Source organism: Pseudomonas viridiflava (assembly GCF_900602065.1).
GTDB lineage: Bacteria > Pseudomonadota > Gammaproteobacteria > Pseudomonadales > Pseudomonadaceae > Aquipseudomonas.
Genome location: NZ_UWFN01000265.1, coordinates 421,221 through 438,370, shown reverse-complemented (window position 1 = coordinate 438,370; position 17,150 = coordinate 421,221). Strand labels below are relative to the sequence as shown.

Here is a 17,150-nt window from a genome sequence, read left to right as displayed (position 1 = left end):
GTCGTGACAGGCTTTGTTCAATCCAAAAAAATATGCCAACTCCGGCAGGTTTCGGTGTTGGCGGTCGAAAACCAATTGCACCCGCAAGCTGCTTTTGCTTTTAGAGGTCGTGAGATGAGTAAAAAAAGGTACCCCAGGTTTTTTGGCTTCTTGGCCCTTTTCAGCATGCTTTTGCTCAGTGGTTGCGAGGGCGTGCCTCTGCTCGATCCTAAAGGGCAAGTGGGGCTCGACGAGCGCAACCTGATTATCACCGCAACGCTGTTGATGTTGATCGTGGTAATCCCGGTCATTTTCCTGACGATCATTTTCGCCTGGAAATATCGCGCTTCGAACAAGGCTGCTACCTACACGCCTGACTGGTCTCACTCGACCAAGATCGAAGCTGCAGTGTGGGGCATTCCGATGGTCCTGCTGCTGGTGCTGTTCTACATCACCTACAAGTCTACCCACGCACTGGACCCGTATCGTCCGATCGAATCCGACGTGCCGCCGGTCACCATCGAAGTGATTTCGCTGGACTGGAAATGGGTGTTCATCTATCCGGAACAGGGCATTGCCACGGTCAACAAGATCGTCTTCCCTGCCAACACTCCGGTCAATTTCAAGATTACTTCCGATTCGGTGATGAACTCGTTCTTCATTCCGGGTCTGGGCGGCCAGGTTTACGCCATGGCGGGCATGCTGACCAAGCTGCACCTTATCGCCAACGAGAACCATGAGTTCAACGGTATCTCCGCCAACTACAGTGGCGCAGGTTTCACCGGCATGAAGTTCAAGGCAACCGCAACCTCCAAGGCGGATTTCGACGCCTGGGTCGCCGAAGTCAAGAGTTCACCTAAAAAGCTTGAAGCTTCGGAATACGCTGCTTTGCTCAAACCGAGCGAGCGTAACCCGGTCGAGCTGTTCTCCGAGGTCACTCCGAATCTGTTCAATGCCGTCATCGACAAGTACGAAGGCATGAAACCAGGCAAGAAAAACCCTCATGAGCAGGAAGGTACTGCTGAAGAGTCGGCTCAAGCCGGTCAGGTCGGGATGGACATGGGTAAGCATGTAGCTGCTGGGGCAGAGGAGTAAACGATGTTTGGTAAATTAAGTCTGGACGCGATCCCGTATCACGAGCCGATAGTCATGATCACCCTCGCGATGATCGCGCTGGGTGGCCTTGCGTTGGTCGCGGCGATCAGCTATTTCAAAAAATGGACCTACTTGTGGACCGAATGGCTGACGTCAGTCGACCACAAGAAAATCGGTGTGATGTACATCATCGTTGCCATGGTCATGCTGTTGCGCGGTTTCGCCGACGCCGTGATGATGCGTACCCAGCTGGCTTTGGCCCAGAACGGCTCGGAAGGCTATTTGCCGCCTGAGCACTATGACCAGATCTTCACCGCTCACGGTGTGATCATGATCATCTTCATGGCGATGCCATTCTTCACCGGCCTGATGAACATCGTCGTGCCGCTGCAGATCGGTGCCCGTGACGTTGCCTTCCCGTTCCTGAACTCCCTGAGCTTCTGGCTCCTGGTGTCCGGCGTACTGTTGGTCAACATCTCTCTGGGTGTCGGCGAGTTCGCCAAAACCGGTTGGGTTGCTTACCCGCCACTGTCCGGCCTGGCTTACAGTCCTGGAGTGGGGGTCGACTACTACATCTGGGCGCTACAGTTATCGGGACTCGGGACAACGCTCACGGGTGTCAACTTCCTGGTCACCGTGCTGAAAATGCGCACGCCTGGCATGAAGTTGATGGAAATGCCGATCTTCACCTGGACCTGCACCTGGGCAAACGTTCTGATCGTGGCTTCGTTCCCGATCCTGACCGCTACCCTTGCAGCTCTGACGCTTGACCGTTACCTGGACTTCCACATTTTCACGAACGAGTTGGGTGGTAACCCGATGATGTACGTGAACCTGTTCTGGGCATGGGGTCACCCTGAAGTTTACATTCTGGTATTGCCTGCTTTCGGTGTGTTCTCCGAAGTCATCTCTACCTTTACCGGCAAGCGCCTGTTCGGCCACAAGTCGATGATCTACGCCAGCGGCGGGATCTGCGTCCTGGGCTTCATGGTATGGCTGCACCACTTCTTCACCATGGGTTCGGGTGCCAGCGTCAACGCCTTCTTCGGTCTGGCGACAATGCTGATTGCGCTACCGACGGGTGTGAAGCTATTCAACTGGCTGTTCACCATTTACCAGGGCCGTCTGCGCTTCACCGCGCCAGTACTCTGGACTCTGGGCTTCATGATCACCTTCTCGATCGGCGGTATGACCGGCGTTCTGTTGGCGATCCCGGGTGCTGACTTCGTACTGCACAACAGCCTGTTCGTCATCGCTCACTTCCACAACGTCATCATCGGCGGTGCGGTATTCGGTTACATCGCTGGTTTCGCGTTCTGGTTCCCTAAAGCATTCGGCTTCAAGCTGAATGAGAAGTGGGGCAAGTCTGCGTTCTACTGCTGGTTCTTCGGTTTCTTCATTGCGTTCATGCCGCTGTACTTCCTGGGCTTCCTGGGGATGACTCGTCGTCTGAACACCACTGATAACCCGGCCTGGAACCTGTACCTGGACATCGCCTGGTGGGGTGCAATGCTGATCGCTGTTGGTATCGCATGCCAACTGATCCAGATCTTCGTCAGCGTTCGTGACCGCAACAAGCCAGAGAATCGTGATCTGACTGGTGACCCGTGGAATGGCCACACGCTGGAATGGTCGACGTCTTCGCCGCCGCCGTTCTACAACTTCGCCGAGCTGCCGAAAGCAACCGACCTGGATGCCTTCACCGAAGCCAAGCGTAACGGCACTGCTTACAACGTACCGGCTCACTATTCGGCGATTCACATGCCGAACAACACCGCGACCGGTCTGGTGATGGGTCTGCTGTTGACAGTGTTCGGCTTCGCCATGATCTGGCACATCTGGTGGTTGGCTATCGCCAGCCTGGTGGCGACCGTAGTTTCGTTCGTTATCCACGCCGCACGTGACGACCAAGGCTACATGGTGCCCGCTGAAGAAGTGGCGCGTATCGAAGGTGAGCAGCACAAGGTCCTCGTGGCTCAGGGTGCATACACGCCTGGCAAATCCACACTGGAACAGGTTTAAACATGTCGAACTTAGTATTGAATCCAGGAGATGCCCACGGTCATGACGACCACGGGCATGATCACCACGATGCGGGGCCAATGACCGTCTACGGTTTCTGGCTCTACCTGATGACCGACTGCGTGTTGTTCGCATCCTTCTTCGCGATCTACGCGGTGTTGGTCAACAACGTAGCGGGCGGTCCTTCGGGACACGACATTTTCGAGCTGCCATTCGTGGCCGTCGAAACCGCGTTCCTGTTGTTCAGTAGTATTACTTACGGCTTTGCGATGCTGGCCGTCCACAAGGGCAAGAAGAGTCAAGTGCTGGGCTGGTTGGCCCTGACCTTCCTGTTCGGTGCCGGCTTCATCGCGATGGAAATCTACGAGTTCCATCACCTGATCGTCGAAGGCTACGGCCCTAGCCGTAGCGGCTTCCTGTCTGGCTTCTTTGCACTGGTAGGCCTGCACGGCCTGCACGTGACCAGCGGTCTGATCTGGATGGGCATCATGATGTATCAGGTCAAGACTCGCGGCCTGACGTCGACCAACGCTACTCGTCTGAGCTGCCTGAGCCTGTTCTGGCACTTCCTGGACGTAGTATGGATTTGCGTCTTCACCGTTGTTTATCTGATGGGGACTTTGTAAATGGCTAACGCACACGCGCATATCTCTGCTGAAGACCACAGCCATGGTGTGAAGGACTACGTGATCGGCTTCGTCCTGTCCGTGATCCTGACCGCTATCCCGTTCGGCGTGGTGATGTATCCGGTGATGTCCAAGACTGCGACCCTGGCGACGATTCTGATCTTCGCTGTGGTACAGGTTCTGGTTCACCTGCGCTACTTCCTGCACCTGGATCGTTCGGAGGCTCAGCGTAACAACGTGTTCGCGTTTGCGTTCACTGCGCTGGTCATCGTTCTGCTGGTCGGCCTCTCGTTGTGGATCATGTTCAGCATCCACACCGTCATGATGGCTAAATGAGGTAACCCTGATGTCCCTTAAGCACTTTATCCAAATCACCAAGCCGGGGATCATTTTCGGTAACGTGCTTTCGGTGGCAGGTGGCTTTTTTCTGGCCTCCAAAGGGCAAATTGACTTCGGCATGTTTCTGGCCGCAGTCATAGGCACCTCATTGGTCGTTGCATCCGGTTGTGTTTTCAACAACTGCATCGACCGTGACATCGACCAGAAGATGGAGCGCACCAAGAACCGCGTGTTGGTACAAGGCCTGGTCTCGTTGAGACTGGCCTTGCTCTACGCAACGATTCTGGGTGTTGGCGGGGTTGGTTTGCTGTACACCAAAACCAACCCGCTCGCGGCGTTGCTTGCAGTGATTGGCTTCGTGATTTACGTCGGCTTCTACAGCCTGTACTTCAAGCGCAAGTCGGTACACGGCACGCTGATCGGTAGCTTGTCGGGGGCCATGCCTCCGGTGATCGGCTACTGCGCAGTGAGCAACAGCTTCGACTTTGCGGCATTGACCCTGCTGGTGATGTTCAGCCTCTGGCAGATGCCGCATTCCTATGCCATCGCGATTTTCCGTTTCAACGACTATCTGGCTGCGAAGATTCCGGTATTGCCGGTTGAGCGCGGCATCAAGGTCGCCAAGCGTCATATCCTGCTCTACATCCTGGCGTTCCTGGTGGCCACCTTGATGTTGACCTTCGGCGGTTACGCCGGGCTCAACTATCTGGCGGTCGCTGCGGGCATGGGCATGTACTGGCTGTATATGGCCTGGAAAGGCTACAAGGCAGTGGACGACACTGTCTGGGCCCGTAAGCTGTTCGTATTCTCCATCTTCACCATCAGTGCTCTGAGCTTCATGATGTCGGTGGACTTTCAGGTGACCAAAGATCTGTTGGTGACTTACGCCTTCTGATCCAGGCCAGCCTGAAAACAGAAAACCCGTTGCTCGGTAGAGCAGCGGGTTTTTTTTGCTTCTATCTTTTCGGGCTACTGACGCTCGAAGATAAATTCGTATTTCCCCGTCGGCTGCTCCAGGGCGTAAGTCTGCATGACATCCTTGAGGGTCTGCGCCGATACCTCGTCGGTGGCGTAAAACGCCACGTGATTGAACGCAGTCGCGATCTTGGGCACATGCATTTGCAGTTCACCGACCTTGATCCAGTTATCCGGGCGCTCGGGGAACCACTCTTCGTAGATAAACGCGTAGTGCACGTTCTTGCGGTCCATCAGGTCCTTGATCCAGCCGGAGCCAGTTTCTGTCTTGCGCAGTTTCAGGGCCTCAAGGTTGCCAAGCCCCCAGAGGTCCAGCACGTATTGCCTGGAGTTAAGCGCAACCAGGCCAAGGTCATTGACGGCCACGGGCGCATTGAGTCGCTGGGCGACTTGTGACATCGGATATTGCTGGTTGTACACCGCTGCTGAGGCCAGTGGCGTGCTCAGGGTGGTGTACACCAGTTGTGCGAAGGCCAAGGGGAGCAGGGCGAAGATAATGGCTGTGCTGCGCGCCTTGAGATGAGTGATGCACAGGTGCAGGAAAAACACCCCGAGGAAGGTCAGCCAGTAGATTTCATAACGGCCGAACCAGCCGTTCTTGCCAAACAGCGCGTGCAGCGCTGTCACCGTAACCAGCAGCATGATCAGCAGCTTGCGGTTTGGCATGAAGGCGCACATCACCAGGAGTGCCACAATGATCCAGCCATACTTTTCAAACTGGCCGATGGCGTTCATGGCGATGGACGACAGCCCGCTGGTGTCTGATTTGGCGATGACCGAGGAGGGCAGGTAACCCACGCCTAGCCTGGCCAGAAACAGCGAGAACAGCGCCACGGCGCTGACCAGCAGCGCCCCGCACATGAGCGGCCTCAGGCGCTCCCCTTTGCAAAGCAGATACAGCAAGACGGGGAGAGACACCGCCAGCCCTTCGTAGCGCACCAGCGGTAGCACCAGAATGGCCAGATAGACGCCATTGCGGGTCACTTGTTCGCTGTAAAACTCTTTGCGCAGCACGCCCAGTGCAATCACTGTCACCAGAAAGATCTGCAGGCAGTGTTCCATGCCGTTGAACATCAGCCCGTAGAAATTGGTTGCCAGAAACCATCCGCCGAGGATGCACAAACGGTGAACCAAGCTGATCTCTGGCAACAGGCGGTTGAAGAGTGAGCAGGTCAGAAACGAGAAGCCAATGTTCAGTAGCAGCGGAACCCACAGCATGAAATTGCCGAGTGGGGTAAAAGGCGCCAGGAGAAAGGGCCAGAGGATACTGGACGATGGGGCTGAGTATTCCCCCGGATTAATACCGTAATGACCGCTGAAGATACGTTTGGCCAGATCGATATGGATATATGGATCGTCCAGGGTGTACATCAGCATGCCGCCGTTTATGGCCAGTGTTGCCAGCACCAGAAAGACGACCGGCAAAAAGAACAACACCAGCATGACGCGGCGATCAACTGCGTGGGTGGCGACCGGGCTGGCTACGTTAATGCCTGTTTCCATGGCGAGTTTGCTCATTCTGTCGAGTAAGGCGGGAAGGTCCTGTCTGACGTGTCACGGGCTGAGCGTAATCGAGAGAGTTTGCAAGTCAAATTAATGACTTCAATGGTGGGGCTGGAAAGGCAGGGTTTAAGGGGTGTCAAAGTAATGGCTTGGCTGCAAGGGAGGTTAATCCGTCTCGATATGAGTCGATTGGCTTCGTTGAACGGACGATTTTCATGAGGCGTTCACCAGCTTGGGCTGAATATCTATAACAAACGTGCGTTGATTACTCGGGATCGTTACAATCGTTTTCGTTGAAGCCATTCCGAAATGTGATGATGACCGAACTCTCCACAGAACAGCCGCTCGCTAGTGCTCCGCCTCTCGTCTCGATTGTCGCGCCTTGCTATAACGCGGAAAAGTTTCTTGAAGACGCCATGGCAAGTATCTTTGCTCAGGACTATGAGAACTTCGAAGTTATTGTCGTGGACGATGGTTCGACGGATAACAGTTTCGCCCTGCTGCAATCACTTCAGTCAAAGTATACGTTTCAGCTTTACCAGCAAGAAAACCAGGGTGTCAGTGCAGCCCTTAATCACGGCATGCAATACGCCAAAGGGACTTATGTTGCGACCCCGGATCTGGACGACATTATGTTGCCCGACTCTGTGAGAGTACGTGCGGAGTATCTGGATAAGCACCCCCATGTGGGATGTGTCGGCGCCTTGATTATTTATATGGACAGTGAGGGTCGAGATACTAAGCGCCAGCATCGCGACTACATTGAATACCTCAAGTTTGAGCAAGTTCTCAGGGGGGCCGTTGTGGTGGGTGCGCCGGTCGCGCTTTATCGCCTGGATGCCATCAAGGCTGCCGGGTTTTACGATCCGAATATCAGGGTTCAGGATTTCCAGATGACCCTGAAGATTGCTCATCAGGGTTATTGTATTGACGTGCTGCCGGTATGCGTCACCCGCTATCGTCGGCACGCGAATAACCTCTCGCGCAAATACAAAGTGCTACTGGACGCGGATCTGCAGACCATCGCGCCTTATAAGTCGCATCGCGATTATCACAAGGGCAGAACCTTGATCGTGCACAAGGCGCTCAAATACGCGGTGGTCTCGGACAAGAAACACGCCTGGAGCCTGTTGCGCTCCATCCCGCTGCGGCACATGAACATGAAGACCCTGACACGCTTCAAGCGGCTGGTGCTGAGTCACTGAGCAAGTGACATGGCACCAGCGTTTGCCTTACTTGGCGAACAGTTGACCGATGTCTTTGAACGCCTTGAATTCCAGGGCGTTGCCACAGGGGTCGAAGAAGAACATGGTGGCTTGCTCGCCCACTTCGCCCTTGAAGCGCACATAAGGTTCGATCACGAACTTTATACCTTGTGAGTGCATGCGCTCCGCCAGGATTTCCCAGTCTTCCCAACTCAACACCACGCCAAAGTGAGGCACCGGCACGTCATGGCCGTCCACGACGTTAGTGCCTGCCGACTCCTGCGAGGCGGTTTTGGGGTGTTCGTGGATCACCAACTGGTGGCCATAGAAATCGTAATCAACCCAATGATCGCTTGAGCGACCCTCAGTGAAACCGAACACTTCAGTGTAGAAGTGGCGCGCGGCTGCCAGGTCGTAAACGGGGATTGCCAAATGGAAGGGGGCGAGGCTCACGGTAAATATCCTTTTTATGAAGAAGGCTATTGAAGACGATTTATTTTAGATAAGAATAAATTTATACAAAGCGGATATATTCACTGCTCAGCTCAAAAAAAATCGATCAATGGAGCGGCTTATGCTGCGTGAATTGAAAACCTTCCTGGCCGTAGCCCGTTACGGCACGTTCGCGGCAGCGGGTATGCACATCGGTTTGACCCAATCGGCGGTCAGCTCGCAGATCAAGAATCTCGAACAGGCGCTAGGTGTGCGTTTGTTTGATCGCACCGGACGACAGGCCATTCTCAATGCGGCCGGTATTCGTGCGCTGCCCATGGCTCAGGAAATGTTCGAGTTGTTCAACCGCATGTCGACGCCAGTGGACCCTGAGGAATATCGCGGTGAAATGAAGATCGGTGCGATTGCCAGTGCGCAAACCGGTTTTCTGCCTCAGGCGTTGCTGCGATTGCGGCGTCGTGCGCCGGCGGTTGAGGCCAAGCTGGTGCCGGGTGTGTCATTAAACTTGCTGAGCCAGCTGGATGCCGGTGAACTGGATGTGGCAATTCTGATCAAGCCGCCATTCGAGTTACCCAAAGAGCTACATGTGCAAGTTCTGGAAACCGAACCTTTTGTGCTGATCGTTCCACTGGATCTCGAAGAATCTGACCCGCTCAAACTCTTGGCTGAACAGCCGCATGTGCGCTATGACCGGGCGTCGTTTGGTGGGCGTCAGGTCACCCGGTTTTTGCGTGAACAACAGATTGAGGTGCATGTGGCGCTGGAGCTGGACGAGCTGGACGCCATCGTCAAGTTCGTTGAAAGCGGGCTGGGCATTTCTCTGATACCTCGGGCCGGTCTGTGGCTGGAGCGGGATGCCAGAGTGCAGGTGATCAGCCTGGGCGATCTCACGTTTTACCGCGAAGTGGTGTTGATGATGCGTCGTAGCCAGCGCGACTTGCCGCTGCACAAGCTGTTTACTGATTGCCTGGCTCCCGAAGCAGGTAATGCGCAATTGCCAGATTGAACATGTATCAAGGTTTATGTGTTTTTCGGGCCGCAAGCCGCGGATGATCTGGCAGAATACGGCCATGGCCTGATTCGTCCAGGCAGCCGCTAAATGAAAGAGGGCGTTATGAGTCACGACAGCATTAATTGGGACACTCTGGGTTTCGACTACATCAAAACTGATATGCGCTACCTCTCTCATTGGCGCGATGGCGCGTGGGATGAGGGCTCGTTGACTGAAGATAACGTGCTGCACATCAGCGAAGGCTCCACCGCGCTGCATTACGGCCAGCAGTGTTTCGAAGGCCTGAAGGCTTATCGCTGCAAGGACGGCTCGATCAACCTGTTCCGCCCTGACCAGAACGCCCTGCGCATGCAGCGCAGCTGTGGTCGTCTGTTGATGCCGCAAGTGCCGACCGATGTGTTCATCGAGGCGTGCAAAAAAGTCGTTGCTGCCAACGAGCGTTTCATCCCGCCGTACGGCTCCGGCGGCGCGCTGTATCTGCGCCCGTTCGTGATCGGCGTGGGTGACAACATCGGCGTGCGTACCGCGCCCGAGTTCATCTTCTCGATCTTCTGCATCCCGGTGGGTGCCTATTTCAAAGGTGGCCTGAAACCGAACAACTTCGTGATCTCCGGCTACGACCGCGCGGCGCCACAAGGTACCGGCGCAGCCAAGGTCGGCGGTAACTATGCAGCCAGCCTGATGCCGGGTTCCGAAGCCAAGAAACTGAGCTTCGCGGATGCCATCTATCTGGACCCGCAAACCCACACCAAGATCGAAGAAGTCGGCTCGGCCAACTTCTTTGCCATCACTCACGACGACGTGTTCGTGACGCCGAAGTCGCCGTCCGTGCTGCCGGGTATCACCCGTCTGTCGTTGATTGAACTGGCGCAGAGCCGCTTGGGTTTGAAGGTCGTTGAAGGTGACGTGTTCATCGACAAGATTTCTGACTTCAAAGAAGCCGGCGCTTGCGGCACCGCTGCGGTGATCACGCCAATCGGCGGGATTTCCTACAAGGACAAGCTGCATGTGTTCTACAGCGAAACCGAAGTCGGCCCTGTCACCCGCAAGCTCTACGCAGAGCTGACCGGCGTACAGTCGGGCGACGTTGAAGCGCCAGCGGGCTGGATCGTCAAGGTTTGATGTAAACCTGTAGGAGCTGCCGAAGGCTGCGAACGAGGCTGTGTCAGACAGACCGCTTTCGCAGCCTTCGGCAGCTCCTACAGATATCCTCTACTTCGTAGAATTTGCGTCCTTCGCCGGCCCCAGCACAATCACCAGGTGCCGCAAGTCTCCCACACTCAAACTGATGCTCTTGCCCGACGGGCTCTCGCTCACTTCGCCCAGTACATATACCGTGAAGAACTTCACTTCATCGGCATGGCTCAGCAATTCGCTGATGTATCGGCTGGATCGGTACGCTTTCATCTGTGCAGGTGACACGTACAGCGTTACCAGTTTGCCCTCAAGGCGGTCAAAGAACTTGAACTTGAAGCCCAGCCCATAACGTTCCACCAGACCACCGCCGTAAAGCACCCGCCCGTTATCGCCCAGCTTCGCGTATTTGATATGCCGGAAATAGGAGCGCAACGTCTGCTCACCTTGTCCGGGAATCTTCAAGGTCAGCAATTTGAAGTCATCTGCGGGCAACTGCGCTTTGGCTTGACGATAACTGTCCACGAGCCGTTCGAGATTATTGGTGCGTGTTTCGCTGTCGCGAGGTGGCTTTACCTTTGGCGTTTTAACGGCCGCAGGTTCGTCCGCTACCTGAACGGCAACAGCAGCAGGCTTGGCTTCTTTGCTCTTTTCTACACCTGACGTTTTTATCGTGGGGTCAAAGACATCGATATAGTCATCGAGCTTGCGTTTGGCCTTGCGGATGCGTGTTTGCGGCTCGGTTTCTTCAATATCAACAGGCGGCTGGTTTTCTTCAGCCTGCTCATCAATCCATTCGCAATCCGGGTGGTGATCGGAATGTGGATTGGCGCGAAAGTGGGCCGACACAAACGTCGGGTTGTCCTGAGGCTTCACGTCATAGCGCACGCCCGTGATCTTTGCCCCAAGCTTGCGACAGGGCTCGCTGGAGCAGAGAAACTCGAAACGCTGCCGAGGCTCTTCCAGGGAAAAGTACTCGCGACGCGCAGCGCTGATAGACACCTCTTCCTGAAGCTCGACACAGAACGCCCGGGTAATGCTTTTGTTGGTTTTCATCTGGCAGGTCCGACAGGTCAGAAGCACGTCGTAGTGTCTTTGACATAACTGTGTCCTGCAATAGACCTCAAGGCCGTATGCAGATGCCGTGGGACCGGCTTTAGCCGGGAATGGTCCTGCACAGTCGCTGCATTTGTATCATTAGTCATGCAGCCTTCCCGGCTGAAGCCGGTCCCACGTCATCAGTCACTGGGCAGGCACGGCCAGCCAGTTACCGACAGTTTTCTGATACGCCCCCGTCGCTTTGCTCAGATGCAGCCACTGATCGACGTAGCCCTTCCAGGCCACATCACCACGCGGCAGCAAATACGCCTTTTCACCGTATTGCAGGGAGTGGGTCGGGTTGATCGCACACAAGCCCGGCATACGCTTTTGCTGATAGAGCGCTTCGGACGCTTCAGTGATCATCACGTCGGCTTTTTTATCCAGCAGTTCCTGGAAGATCGTCTTGTTGTCGTGGAAGGCCAATTGCGCATTGGGCAGGAACGCACGGGCGAAGGCTTCGTTGGTGCCGCCTGCCGGTTCGATCAGGCGCACCGTCGGCTTGTTGATCTGCTCGATGGTTTGATACAGCGCCACATCTTCACAGCGCGCCAGCGGGATCTTGCCGTCGACGTCCAGCGTGCTGCTGAAGAAGACCTTCTTCTGGCGCTCTAGCGTTACCGAGATGCCACCTACGGCGATGTCGCACTTCTCGGCCACCATGTCCGGCACCAGCGTTTTCCAGGTGCTCGGCACCCATTGCACTTTTACGCCCAGACTTTGCGCCAGAGCGCGCGCCAGTTCGATATCGATGCCTTCGTATTCACCATCCTCGCGCAGGAAAGAATACGGTTTGTAATCCCCTGTAGTGCACACCGCCAGTTGTCCTTCTTGCAGCACCTTGTCCAGATGAGACGGCAATTCTTGTGCCTGGGCAAAACTCGACAGCCCGAAGAGCAGGGCGGCTGTTGCGCTGTGTTTCATGTTTTTCATAAGAGTCGAGCTCGACGATCGGAAGGATGCTGCGGACAAAGCAAGAACGAAGCCATATGCACGATTTATTGAGTTGGAATGTATTCCTGTAGGAGCTGCCGAAGGCTGCGAAGCCTTTGACCTGACACACCGCTATCGCAGCCTTCGGCAGCTCCTACGCATCATCGAATGAGTCTATGGGGGAATTACTGCCCCGGCACCGCCAGCCAGTGGCTGACCACGGTCTGATAAGTACCGGTCGCCTTGCTCAGGTGCAGCCATTGATCGACATAGGCCTTCCAGGTGATGTCGTCCCGTGGCAGCAGGTAAGCCTTTTCGCCGTACTGCATGTAGCGCGTCGGGTTGATCGCGCATAGCCCGGGCATGCGCTTCTGCTGGTACAAGGCTTCGGATGAATCGGTAATCATCACGTCGGCTTTCTTGTCCAGCAGCTCCTGGAAAATGGTTTTGTTGTCATGGAAAGCCAACTGCGCTGCTGGCAGATGGGCGCGAACAAAGGCTTCATTGGTACCGCCGGCGGGCTCGATCAAACGCACGGACGGCTTGTTGATCTGCTCGATGGTTTGATACAGCGCCTGATCTTCGCAGCGGGTCAGGGGGATCTTGCCGTCCACATCCAGCGTGTTACTGAAGAAGGCTTTCTTCTGGCGCTCCAGCGTCACCGACACACCGCCCATGGTCACATCGCACTTACCGGCAAGCATGTCCGGCATCAGGGTTTTCCAGGTGGTCGGTACCCACTGGATTTTCACCCCAAGGCTTTGCGCCAGCGTGCGGGCCATTTCGATGTCGATGCCTTCATATTCGCCATCTTCGCGCAGAAAAGTGTAGGGCTTGTAATCACCGGTGGTGCAAACGGCCAACACACCTGACTGCAACACCTTGTCCAGGTGAGAGCCTGAATCCTGCGCTAGGGCGACGCTGGAGCAACTGAACAGCAGGGTAGCGGTGATGCAAAGTTTCTTATTATTCATGGCAGGCAACACTCGAAAGTTAAGTGATAAAGCGGCGGTAATCCTGCCTGACAATGCTCACCGATGCCATCGTTCGCGGTTTACGGGGGCATTCACCGCATAAACACCTGACTGCACTGTTTCTCGTGGGAGCGAATTCATTCGCGAAGGCATTTCTGCTGGAAAGTATCTGCATCTGATACACCGCTTTCGCGAATAAATTCGCTCCTACCAGGAGTCTCCATTCACTCCAGCAGCGGCGGGTTATTTGACAAGCGCGATACGACGCACCACTGCAGTGCGGTGTGGTGCATAAGTAGTGCGTTTTTTGATTGTTTGTGCGTGATACACGCATATTTATCTATTTTTAGCGCGCATTGGTCTTTTTCTGGGTAATCTATGCGCGCTTTGGTTTGCAGTGCTCTGCTTGCCTGCTATTCATCCTTACGCCTTTCAAGAGTTCGCCATGACCCAGATCGCCGCCACGCAAACCGTCAAGCACTCCACTTTCGAAGACATATTTGCGATCGTCATCGGCACATTGATGGTGTCCTTCGGGGTAATGATGCTTCGCCAAGTGGGCGGGGTGACCGGTAGCAGCGCCGGGATCGCCTTTTTGATCAGCTACGCGACCCATTTGTCATTCGGTGTGGCGTTCTTCCTCATTAACTTGCCGTTCTATTACCTGGCCATTCGCCGCATGGGCTGGGCGTTTACCATTAAGACCTTCTGCTCGGTAGCGCTGGTGTCAGTGTTCTCTGAACTGCATGCGCGGTTCATCCACATCGATCAACTGCAGCCTATCTACGCGGCGCTGTTCGGCAACATCATGATGGGCCTTGGGTTCATCGTCCTGTTCCGTCACAAGGCAAGCCTGGGCGGGATCAATATCCTCGCGCTGTACCTGCAGGACCGCATCGGTCTGCGCGCGGGCAAATTGCAAATGGTCGTGGACGTACTCGTCGTACTGGGTTCGCTGTACCTCGTGAGCCTGCCGATACTGCTGGCCTCCATCGCGGGCGCCATCGTGCTCAACCTGATCATCGCCGTTAACCACCGGCCGCATCGCTACACCGCCTGAGCCCTTTTCAGAATCGGCGAATGAATAAAAAAGAGCAGGTCCGGTAAGGGGCCTGCTCTTGTTTGTAATGCAGTGCGTCACTGGTCTTTACTCTGGCGGCGGGCCTGACCGATAGCTGATTGCTGCATAACGGCTACCAGATTTCGACTGAAGCTCTCGGGTCAATTGCCCGAGTGTACGCAGGCTGTGGAGTGTTTGATTCACCCGAAAGCCGCGTTTGAGGTTGAGCGCCTGCTGATCAAAGCTTTTCAGCGTTGAATCAAATACCGCAGGTTCAGCCTCCAGCGATTCGAAATCCTGATGGGGCGAGTGTTCCGATAAATCCATGACGACCTCCTGGCTCGTTGGTGGGCAGATCATTGCGTTGTGTTGTGATCAAGCGCTCTTTCCTTGTACGAAGCCGGAGCCCAGATCAGCCGCTGTGATCGGGTTTGAATCCGGATCGGACATGGTTCGGTTTTTCAGGTTGAGCAGCACTTCTTCATCGTCAGATGACAGCACCACCGAGGCGCTGCCATCGCCGCCGTCAACAGCAGGCTCAGGCGACTCGACGTATTCCCACTCTTCCCCTTCGTTCCACGGGCCGCGCAGGTCAGGGCCGCCGTTGGACATGTTGAAGTAGACGTTGGTGAATTCCGGCATGCCCGGCAGCTTGCCTTGCGGGAAGTTCGGTTGAATGGATTGCAGTGCCTTTTCGAACGACTTCTGGTGGGCTATTTCCCGGGTCATCAGGAAGCCCAGCGCCTCTTTGATACCGGGATCATCAGTGACGTTCATCAGGCGTTCGTAAACGATCTTCGCCCGCGCTTCGGCGGCGATGTTGGAGCGAAAGTCGGCAGTCGGTTCGCCAATGGTATCGACGTAGGCGGCAGTCCATGGCACGCCGGCCGAGTTGGTCAGCGGCGCACCGCCGCCGTACAACAGGCTGGTGATGTGCGAATCGTTACCGGCGCCATTGATCGCCCGATACAGTTCGCCTTCTTCCTGGATGCCTTCGGCCAGTTGGCCTTTACCGCCACGGTTGAGCATGCAGATGATCGAGCCGATGATCTCCAGGTGGCTCAGCTCTTCTGTAGCGATGTCCATCAACAGGTCTTTGCGGCCTGCATCTTCCTCGGCCAGGGCTTGCGTGAAATAGCGCGCGGCGGCTGCCAATTCCCCCTGGGCTCCACCAAACTGCTCAAGTAGAAGATTAGCCAACCCCGGATCCGGTCTTGCTACACGCACGGTGTATTGCAAACGTCGGTTATGCATAAACATGGTTTCAATCCTCAACTTTATTTTGGCCAAAACGGCTGTGTGGTCATCTGCGTGGCCACAGGAAAGAGAGCAATCGAGGAGAAGCGCCGTTCCGGAAAGTTGACCAGCGGCCGAAAAATTCAAGAACCGGCAGGTATTTGGATTCGACCGGATGTGTGAGAGGGGGCGTTGGATTTTTTTGGATTGCTAGCGTGGGGCCAGCTTGCGCTGCGATCTTTCTGGTTCACCACTACGTCCCGGAAAACCGTGCCTTGCGTCGCTGGCTGACCCACGAGGTCATGCCTGCGCCTCAAACATGGGAACAACCCTGGTGGCGCAAAGTACTGCGCATGGATCGAACATGAGCGAATTTTTCACATTTTGACGATGGATAAAAAACCACTATTTAATTATAGAAACACCCGGTTGTTTCGTTAATAACCCACCTGAAGTACGGGTGTATTCTGGATCCAATTTTTCAATTATCTAATTTATTCAACTGTGTATCCCGCGTTAATCCGCGAGTTACCTCACTGCGCTGCAAAACCTTGTTTTAGAGCCTCAAGTCTTAGACGTCGCTGCCGTTATCAAGCCTAGACACGGCGAATAATCACTTTTGATTGCGCTTGCCTGCCTCTATAAAAAATGTGTGCGGAGTGACTGCTTTATGATTTTCAATAAACGATTGAAGCAGGAGTTATTAACGATAAGCGAAAAGCTTTCGACCATGGAGCAGGTACGCGACAGTCTTGAGATTGAAATGCTGTCCATCAACCTCAATGAGCGCGGCAAAATCGAGTCAGTTAACAGTAAGTTTGAACAGGAAATGCGCTACACGAGTAAAGAGCTGGTCGGCCGTTTGCTGGTAGAGCTGGTCCCCAAGTACGCTCAGAGTACCGACCACTTTGCGCGCATGAGCAAAGCCATTCAGCAAGGCAAGCACTGGGCGGGCGCCCTGCAGATTTTCCGTGGCGACCAGAAAGAGGCGTGGCTGCGGGTGATTGTTCAGCCGGTGACCAACAGCGCTGGCAAGGTCATACAGTTCTCTTTGTACGCCAGTGACCTGACGCGCACCATCGAGACTTCCCGTGAGCACGAGAACCTGATCGAAGCGCTGCAACGCTCCACCGCGGTTATTGAATTTGATTTGAGCGGCAACGTGCTGACTGCCAACCAGCGCTTTCTGGATTCCATGGGCTACTCGCTGGCGCAAGTGGTTGGCAAACACCACAGTATTTTCTGTGAGGCACAGGAAGCCAACTCCCAGCAGTATCAAGTGTTCTGGGAAAAGCTGCGCCGTGGTGAGTTCGTGGTCGATCGCTTCAAACGTATCGACAGCCGTGGTCATTCGGTCTGGCTGGAGGCTTCTTACAACCCGGTTACAGACGCGCACAATCGTCTCTACAAAATCGTGAAATTCGCGACTGTTATCACTGAGCAAGTCGAACGCGAAGAGGCCGTTTCCGAAGCGGCAAAAATTGCCTTCACGATTTCCAAACACAC

17 protein-coding genes and 1 pseudogene are annotated in these 17,150 nt (G+C 55.0%); 11 read left to right on the top strand and 7 right to left on the bottom strand.

Annotated elements, in window-relative coordinates; all coding sequences use genetic code 11:
• Window positions 1-114: 114 nt before the first annotated feature.
• The 5 genes from cyoA to cyoE are packed head-to-tail and all read left to right on the top strand — an operon-like array spanning window position 115 to window position 4,956.
• A complete protein-coding gene (cyoA, locus tag EE949_RS17205; RefSeq protein WP_122665568.1) occupies window positions 115-1,074 on the top strand; it encodes a ubiquinol oxidase subunit II in 960 nt (319 codons plus the stop codon).
• A gap of 3 nt (window positions 1,075-1,077) precedes the next feature.
• Window positions 1,078-3,096: a cytochrome o ubiquinol oxidase subunit I gene (gene cyoB, locus EE949_RS17200; RefSeq protein ID WP_122665370.1), complete on the top strand. Its 2,019-nt coding sequence runs from the start codon at window positions 1,078-1,080 to the stop codon at window positions 3,094-3,096.
• A 2-nt stretch (window positions 3,097-3,098) separates the two neighbouring features.
• Complete coding sequence (locus EE949_RS17195) at window positions 3,099-3,722, top strand: cytochrome o ubiquinol oxidase subunit III (RefSeq protein WP_122665369.1); 624 nt, start codon at window positions 3,099-3,101, stop codon at window positions 3,720-3,722.
• Window positions 3,723-4,058 carry a cytochrome o ubiquinol oxidase subunit IV gene (cyoD, locus tag EE949_RS17190; protein WP_122665368.1) on the top strand — a complete coding sequence of 112 codons (336 nt, stop codon included), beginning with the start codon at window positions 3,723-3,725 and terminating at the stop codon, window positions 4,056-4,058.
• Between the two features lie 10 nt (window positions 4,059-4,068).
• A complete protein-coding gene (gene cyoE, locus EE949_RS17185) occupies window positions 4,069-4,956 on the top strand; it encodes a heme o synthase (protein WP_122665367.1) in 888 nt (295 codons plus the stop codon).
• A gap of 74 nt (window positions 4,957-5,030) precedes the next feature.
• On the opposite strand, the gene EE949_RS17180 is transcribed toward cyoE, so the two are convergent.
• On the bottom strand, window positions 5,031-6,539 hold the full coding sequence (locus EE949_RS17180) for a hypothetical protein (RefSeq protein WP_122665366.1): 1,509 nt from the start codon (window positions 6,537-6,539) through the stop codon (window positions 5,031-5,033).
• 314 nt (window positions 6,540-6,853) lie between these two features.
• Here EE949_RS17180 and EE949_RS17175 point away from each other — a divergent pair, with 314 nt between their 5' ends.
• A complete protein-coding gene (locus EE949_RS17175; RefSeq protein WP_122665365.1) occupies window positions 6,854-7,744 on the top strand; it encodes a glycosyltransferase family 2 protein in 891 nt (296 codons plus the stop codon).
• 27 nt (window positions 7,745-7,771) lie between these two features.
• Here EE949_RS17175 and EE949_RS17170 read toward each other — a convergent pair whose 3' ends face one another.
• Window positions 7,772-8,197, bottom strand: coding sequence for a VOC family protein (locus EE949_RS17170; protein ID WP_122665364.1), 426 nt, complete (start codon window positions 8,195-8,197; stop codon window positions 7,772-7,774).
• A gap of 121 nt (window positions 8,198-8,318) precedes the next feature.
• Here EE949_RS17170 and EE949_RS17165 point away from each other — a divergent pair, with 121 nt between their 5' ends.
• Complete coding sequence (locus EE949_RS17165; protein ID WP_122665363.1) at window positions 8,319-9,203, top strand: LysR family transcriptional regulator; 885 nt, start codon at window positions 8,319-8,321, stop codon at window positions 9,201-9,203.
• A 108-nt stretch (window positions 9,204-9,311) separates the two neighbouring features.
• Window positions 9,312-10,331 (top strand): branched-chain amino acid aminotransferase, encoded by a 1,020-nt coding sequence (locus EE949_RS17160; protein ID WP_122665362.1) that lies wholly within the window; start codon window positions 9,312-9,314, stop codon window positions 10,329-10,331.
• Window positions 10,332-10,421: 90 nt separating this feature from the next.
• Here EE949_RS17160 and EE949_RS17155 read toward each other — a convergent pair whose 3' ends face one another.
• From EE949_RS17155 to EE949_RS17145, 3 genes are all read right to left on the bottom strand, one after another.
• Window positions 10,422-11,399 (bottom strand): ATPase, encoded by a 978-nt coding sequence (locus EE949_RS17155; RefSeq protein WP_122665361.1) that lies wholly within the window; start codon window positions 11,397-11,399, stop codon window positions 10,422-10,424.
• Between the two features lie 186 nt (window positions 11,400-11,585).
• Window positions 11,586-12,374 carry a transporter substrate-binding domain-containing protein gene (locus EE949_RS17150; RefSeq protein WP_122665360.1) on the bottom strand — a complete coding sequence of 263 codons (789 nt, stop codon included), beginning with the start codon at window positions 12,372-12,374 and terminating at the stop codon, window positions 11,586-11,588.
• Between the two features lie 185 nt (window positions 12,375-12,559).
• Window positions 12,560-13,348, bottom strand: a complete 789-nt coding sequence (locus tag EE949_RS17145) for a transporter substrate-binding domain-containing protein (protein WP_122665567.1) — start codon at window positions 13,346-13,348, stop codon at window positions 12,560-12,562.
• Between the two features lie 445 nt (window positions 13,349-13,793).
• Here EE949_RS17145 and EE949_RS17140 point away from each other — a divergent pair, with 445 nt between their 5' ends.
• A complete protein-coding gene (locus EE949_RS17140; protein ID WP_122665359.1) occupies window positions 13,794-14,408 on the top strand; it encodes a YitT family protein in 615 nt (204 codons plus the stop codon).
• 87 nt (window positions 14,409-14,495) lie between these two features.
• On the opposite strand, the gene EE949_RS17135 is transcribed toward EE949_RS17140, so the two are convergent.
• Window positions 14,496-14,735 (bottom strand): hypothetical protein, encoded by a 240-nt coding sequence (locus EE949_RS17135; protein WP_122665358.1) that lies wholly within the window; start codon window positions 14,733-14,735, stop codon window positions 14,496-14,498.
• Window positions 14,736-14,783: 48 nt separating this feature from the next.
• Complete coding sequence (locus tag EE949_RS17130; RefSeq protein ID WP_122665357.1) at window positions 14,784-15,668, bottom strand: manganese catalase family protein; 885 nt, start codon at window positions 15,666-15,668, stop codon at window positions 14,784-14,786.
• A 191-nt stretch (window positions 15,669-15,859) separates the two neighbouring features.
• Between EE949_RS17130 and EE949_RS29660 the strand changes: the two genes are divergently transcribed.
• Together EE949_RS29660 and EE949_RS30290 are read left to right on the top strand one after the other, a co-directional pair.
• Entirely contained in the window at window positions 15,860-16,012 is a 153-nt protein-coding gene (locus EE949_RS29660; protein WP_205504982.1) for a hypothetical protein, read from the top strand.
• 302 nt (window positions 16,013-16,314) lie between these two features.
• A pseudogene (locus EE949_RS30290) lies at window positions 16,315-17,094 on the top strand (PAS domain-containing protein); the annotation flags it as partial.
• Between the last annotated feature and the right edge of the window lie 56 nt (window positions 17,095-17,150).

Excerpts from the sequence above, each read along its gene's own strand:
- cyoA (WP_122665568.1), top strand. The coding sequence starts at position 115 with ATGAGTAAAAAAAGGTACCCCAGGTTTTTTGGCTTCTTGGCCCTTTTC.
- cyoB (WP_122665370.1), top strand. The coding sequence starts at position 1,078 with ATGTTTGGTAAATTAAGTCTGGACGCGATCCCGTATCACGAGCCGATA.
- EE949_RS17195 (WP_122665369.1), top strand. The coding sequence starts at position 3,099 with ATGTCGAACTTAGTATTGAATCCAGGAGATGCCCACGGTCATGACGAC.
- cyoD (WP_122665368.1), top strand. The coding sequence starts at position 3,723 with ATGGCTAACGCACACGCGCATATCTCTGCTGAAGACCACAGCCATGGT.
- cyoE (WP_122665367.1), top strand. The coding sequence starts at position 4,069 with ATGTCCCTTAAGCACTTTATCCAAATCACCAAGCCGGGGATCATTTTC.
- EE949_RS17180 (WP_122665366.1), bottom strand. The coding sequence starts at position 6,539 with ATGGAAACAGGCATTAACGTAGCCAGCCCGGTCGCCACCCACGCAGTT.
- EE949_RS17175 (WP_122665365.1), top strand. The coding sequence starts at position 6,854 with ATGATGACCGAACTCTCCACAGAACAGCCGCTCGCTAGTGCTCCGCCT.
- EE949_RS17165 (WP_122665363.1), top strand. The coding sequence starts at position 8,319 with ATGCTGCGTGAATTGAAAACCTTCCTGGCCGTAGCCCGTTACGGCACG.
- EE949_RS17160 (WP_122665362.1), top strand. The coding sequence starts at position 9,312 with ATGAGTCACGACAGCATTAATTGGGACACTCTGGGTTTCGACTACATC.
- EE949_RS17155 (WP_122665361.1), bottom strand. The coding sequence starts at position 11,399 with ATGAAAACCAACAAAAGCATTACCCGGGCGTTCTGTGTCGAGCTTCAG.
- EE949_RS17150 (WP_122665360.1), bottom strand. The coding sequence starts at position 12,374 with ATGAAAAACATGAAACACAGCGCAACAGCCGCCCTGCTCTTCGGGCTG.
- EE949_RS17145 (WP_122665567.1), bottom strand. The coding sequence starts at position 13,348 with ATGAATAATAAGAAACTTTGCATCACCGCTACCCTGCTGTTCAGTTGC.
- EE949_RS17140 (WP_122665359.1), top strand. The coding sequence starts at position 13,794 with ATGACCCAGATCGCCGCCACGCAAACCGTCAAGCACTCCACTTTCGAA.
- EE949_RS17135 (WP_122665358.1), bottom strand. The coding sequence starts at position 14,735 with ATGGATTTATCGGAACACTCGCCCCATCAGGATTTCGAATCGCTGGAG.
- EE949_RS17130 (WP_122665357.1), bottom strand. The coding sequence starts at position 15,668 with ATGTTTATGCATAACCGACGTTTGCAATACACCGTGCGTGTAGCAAGA.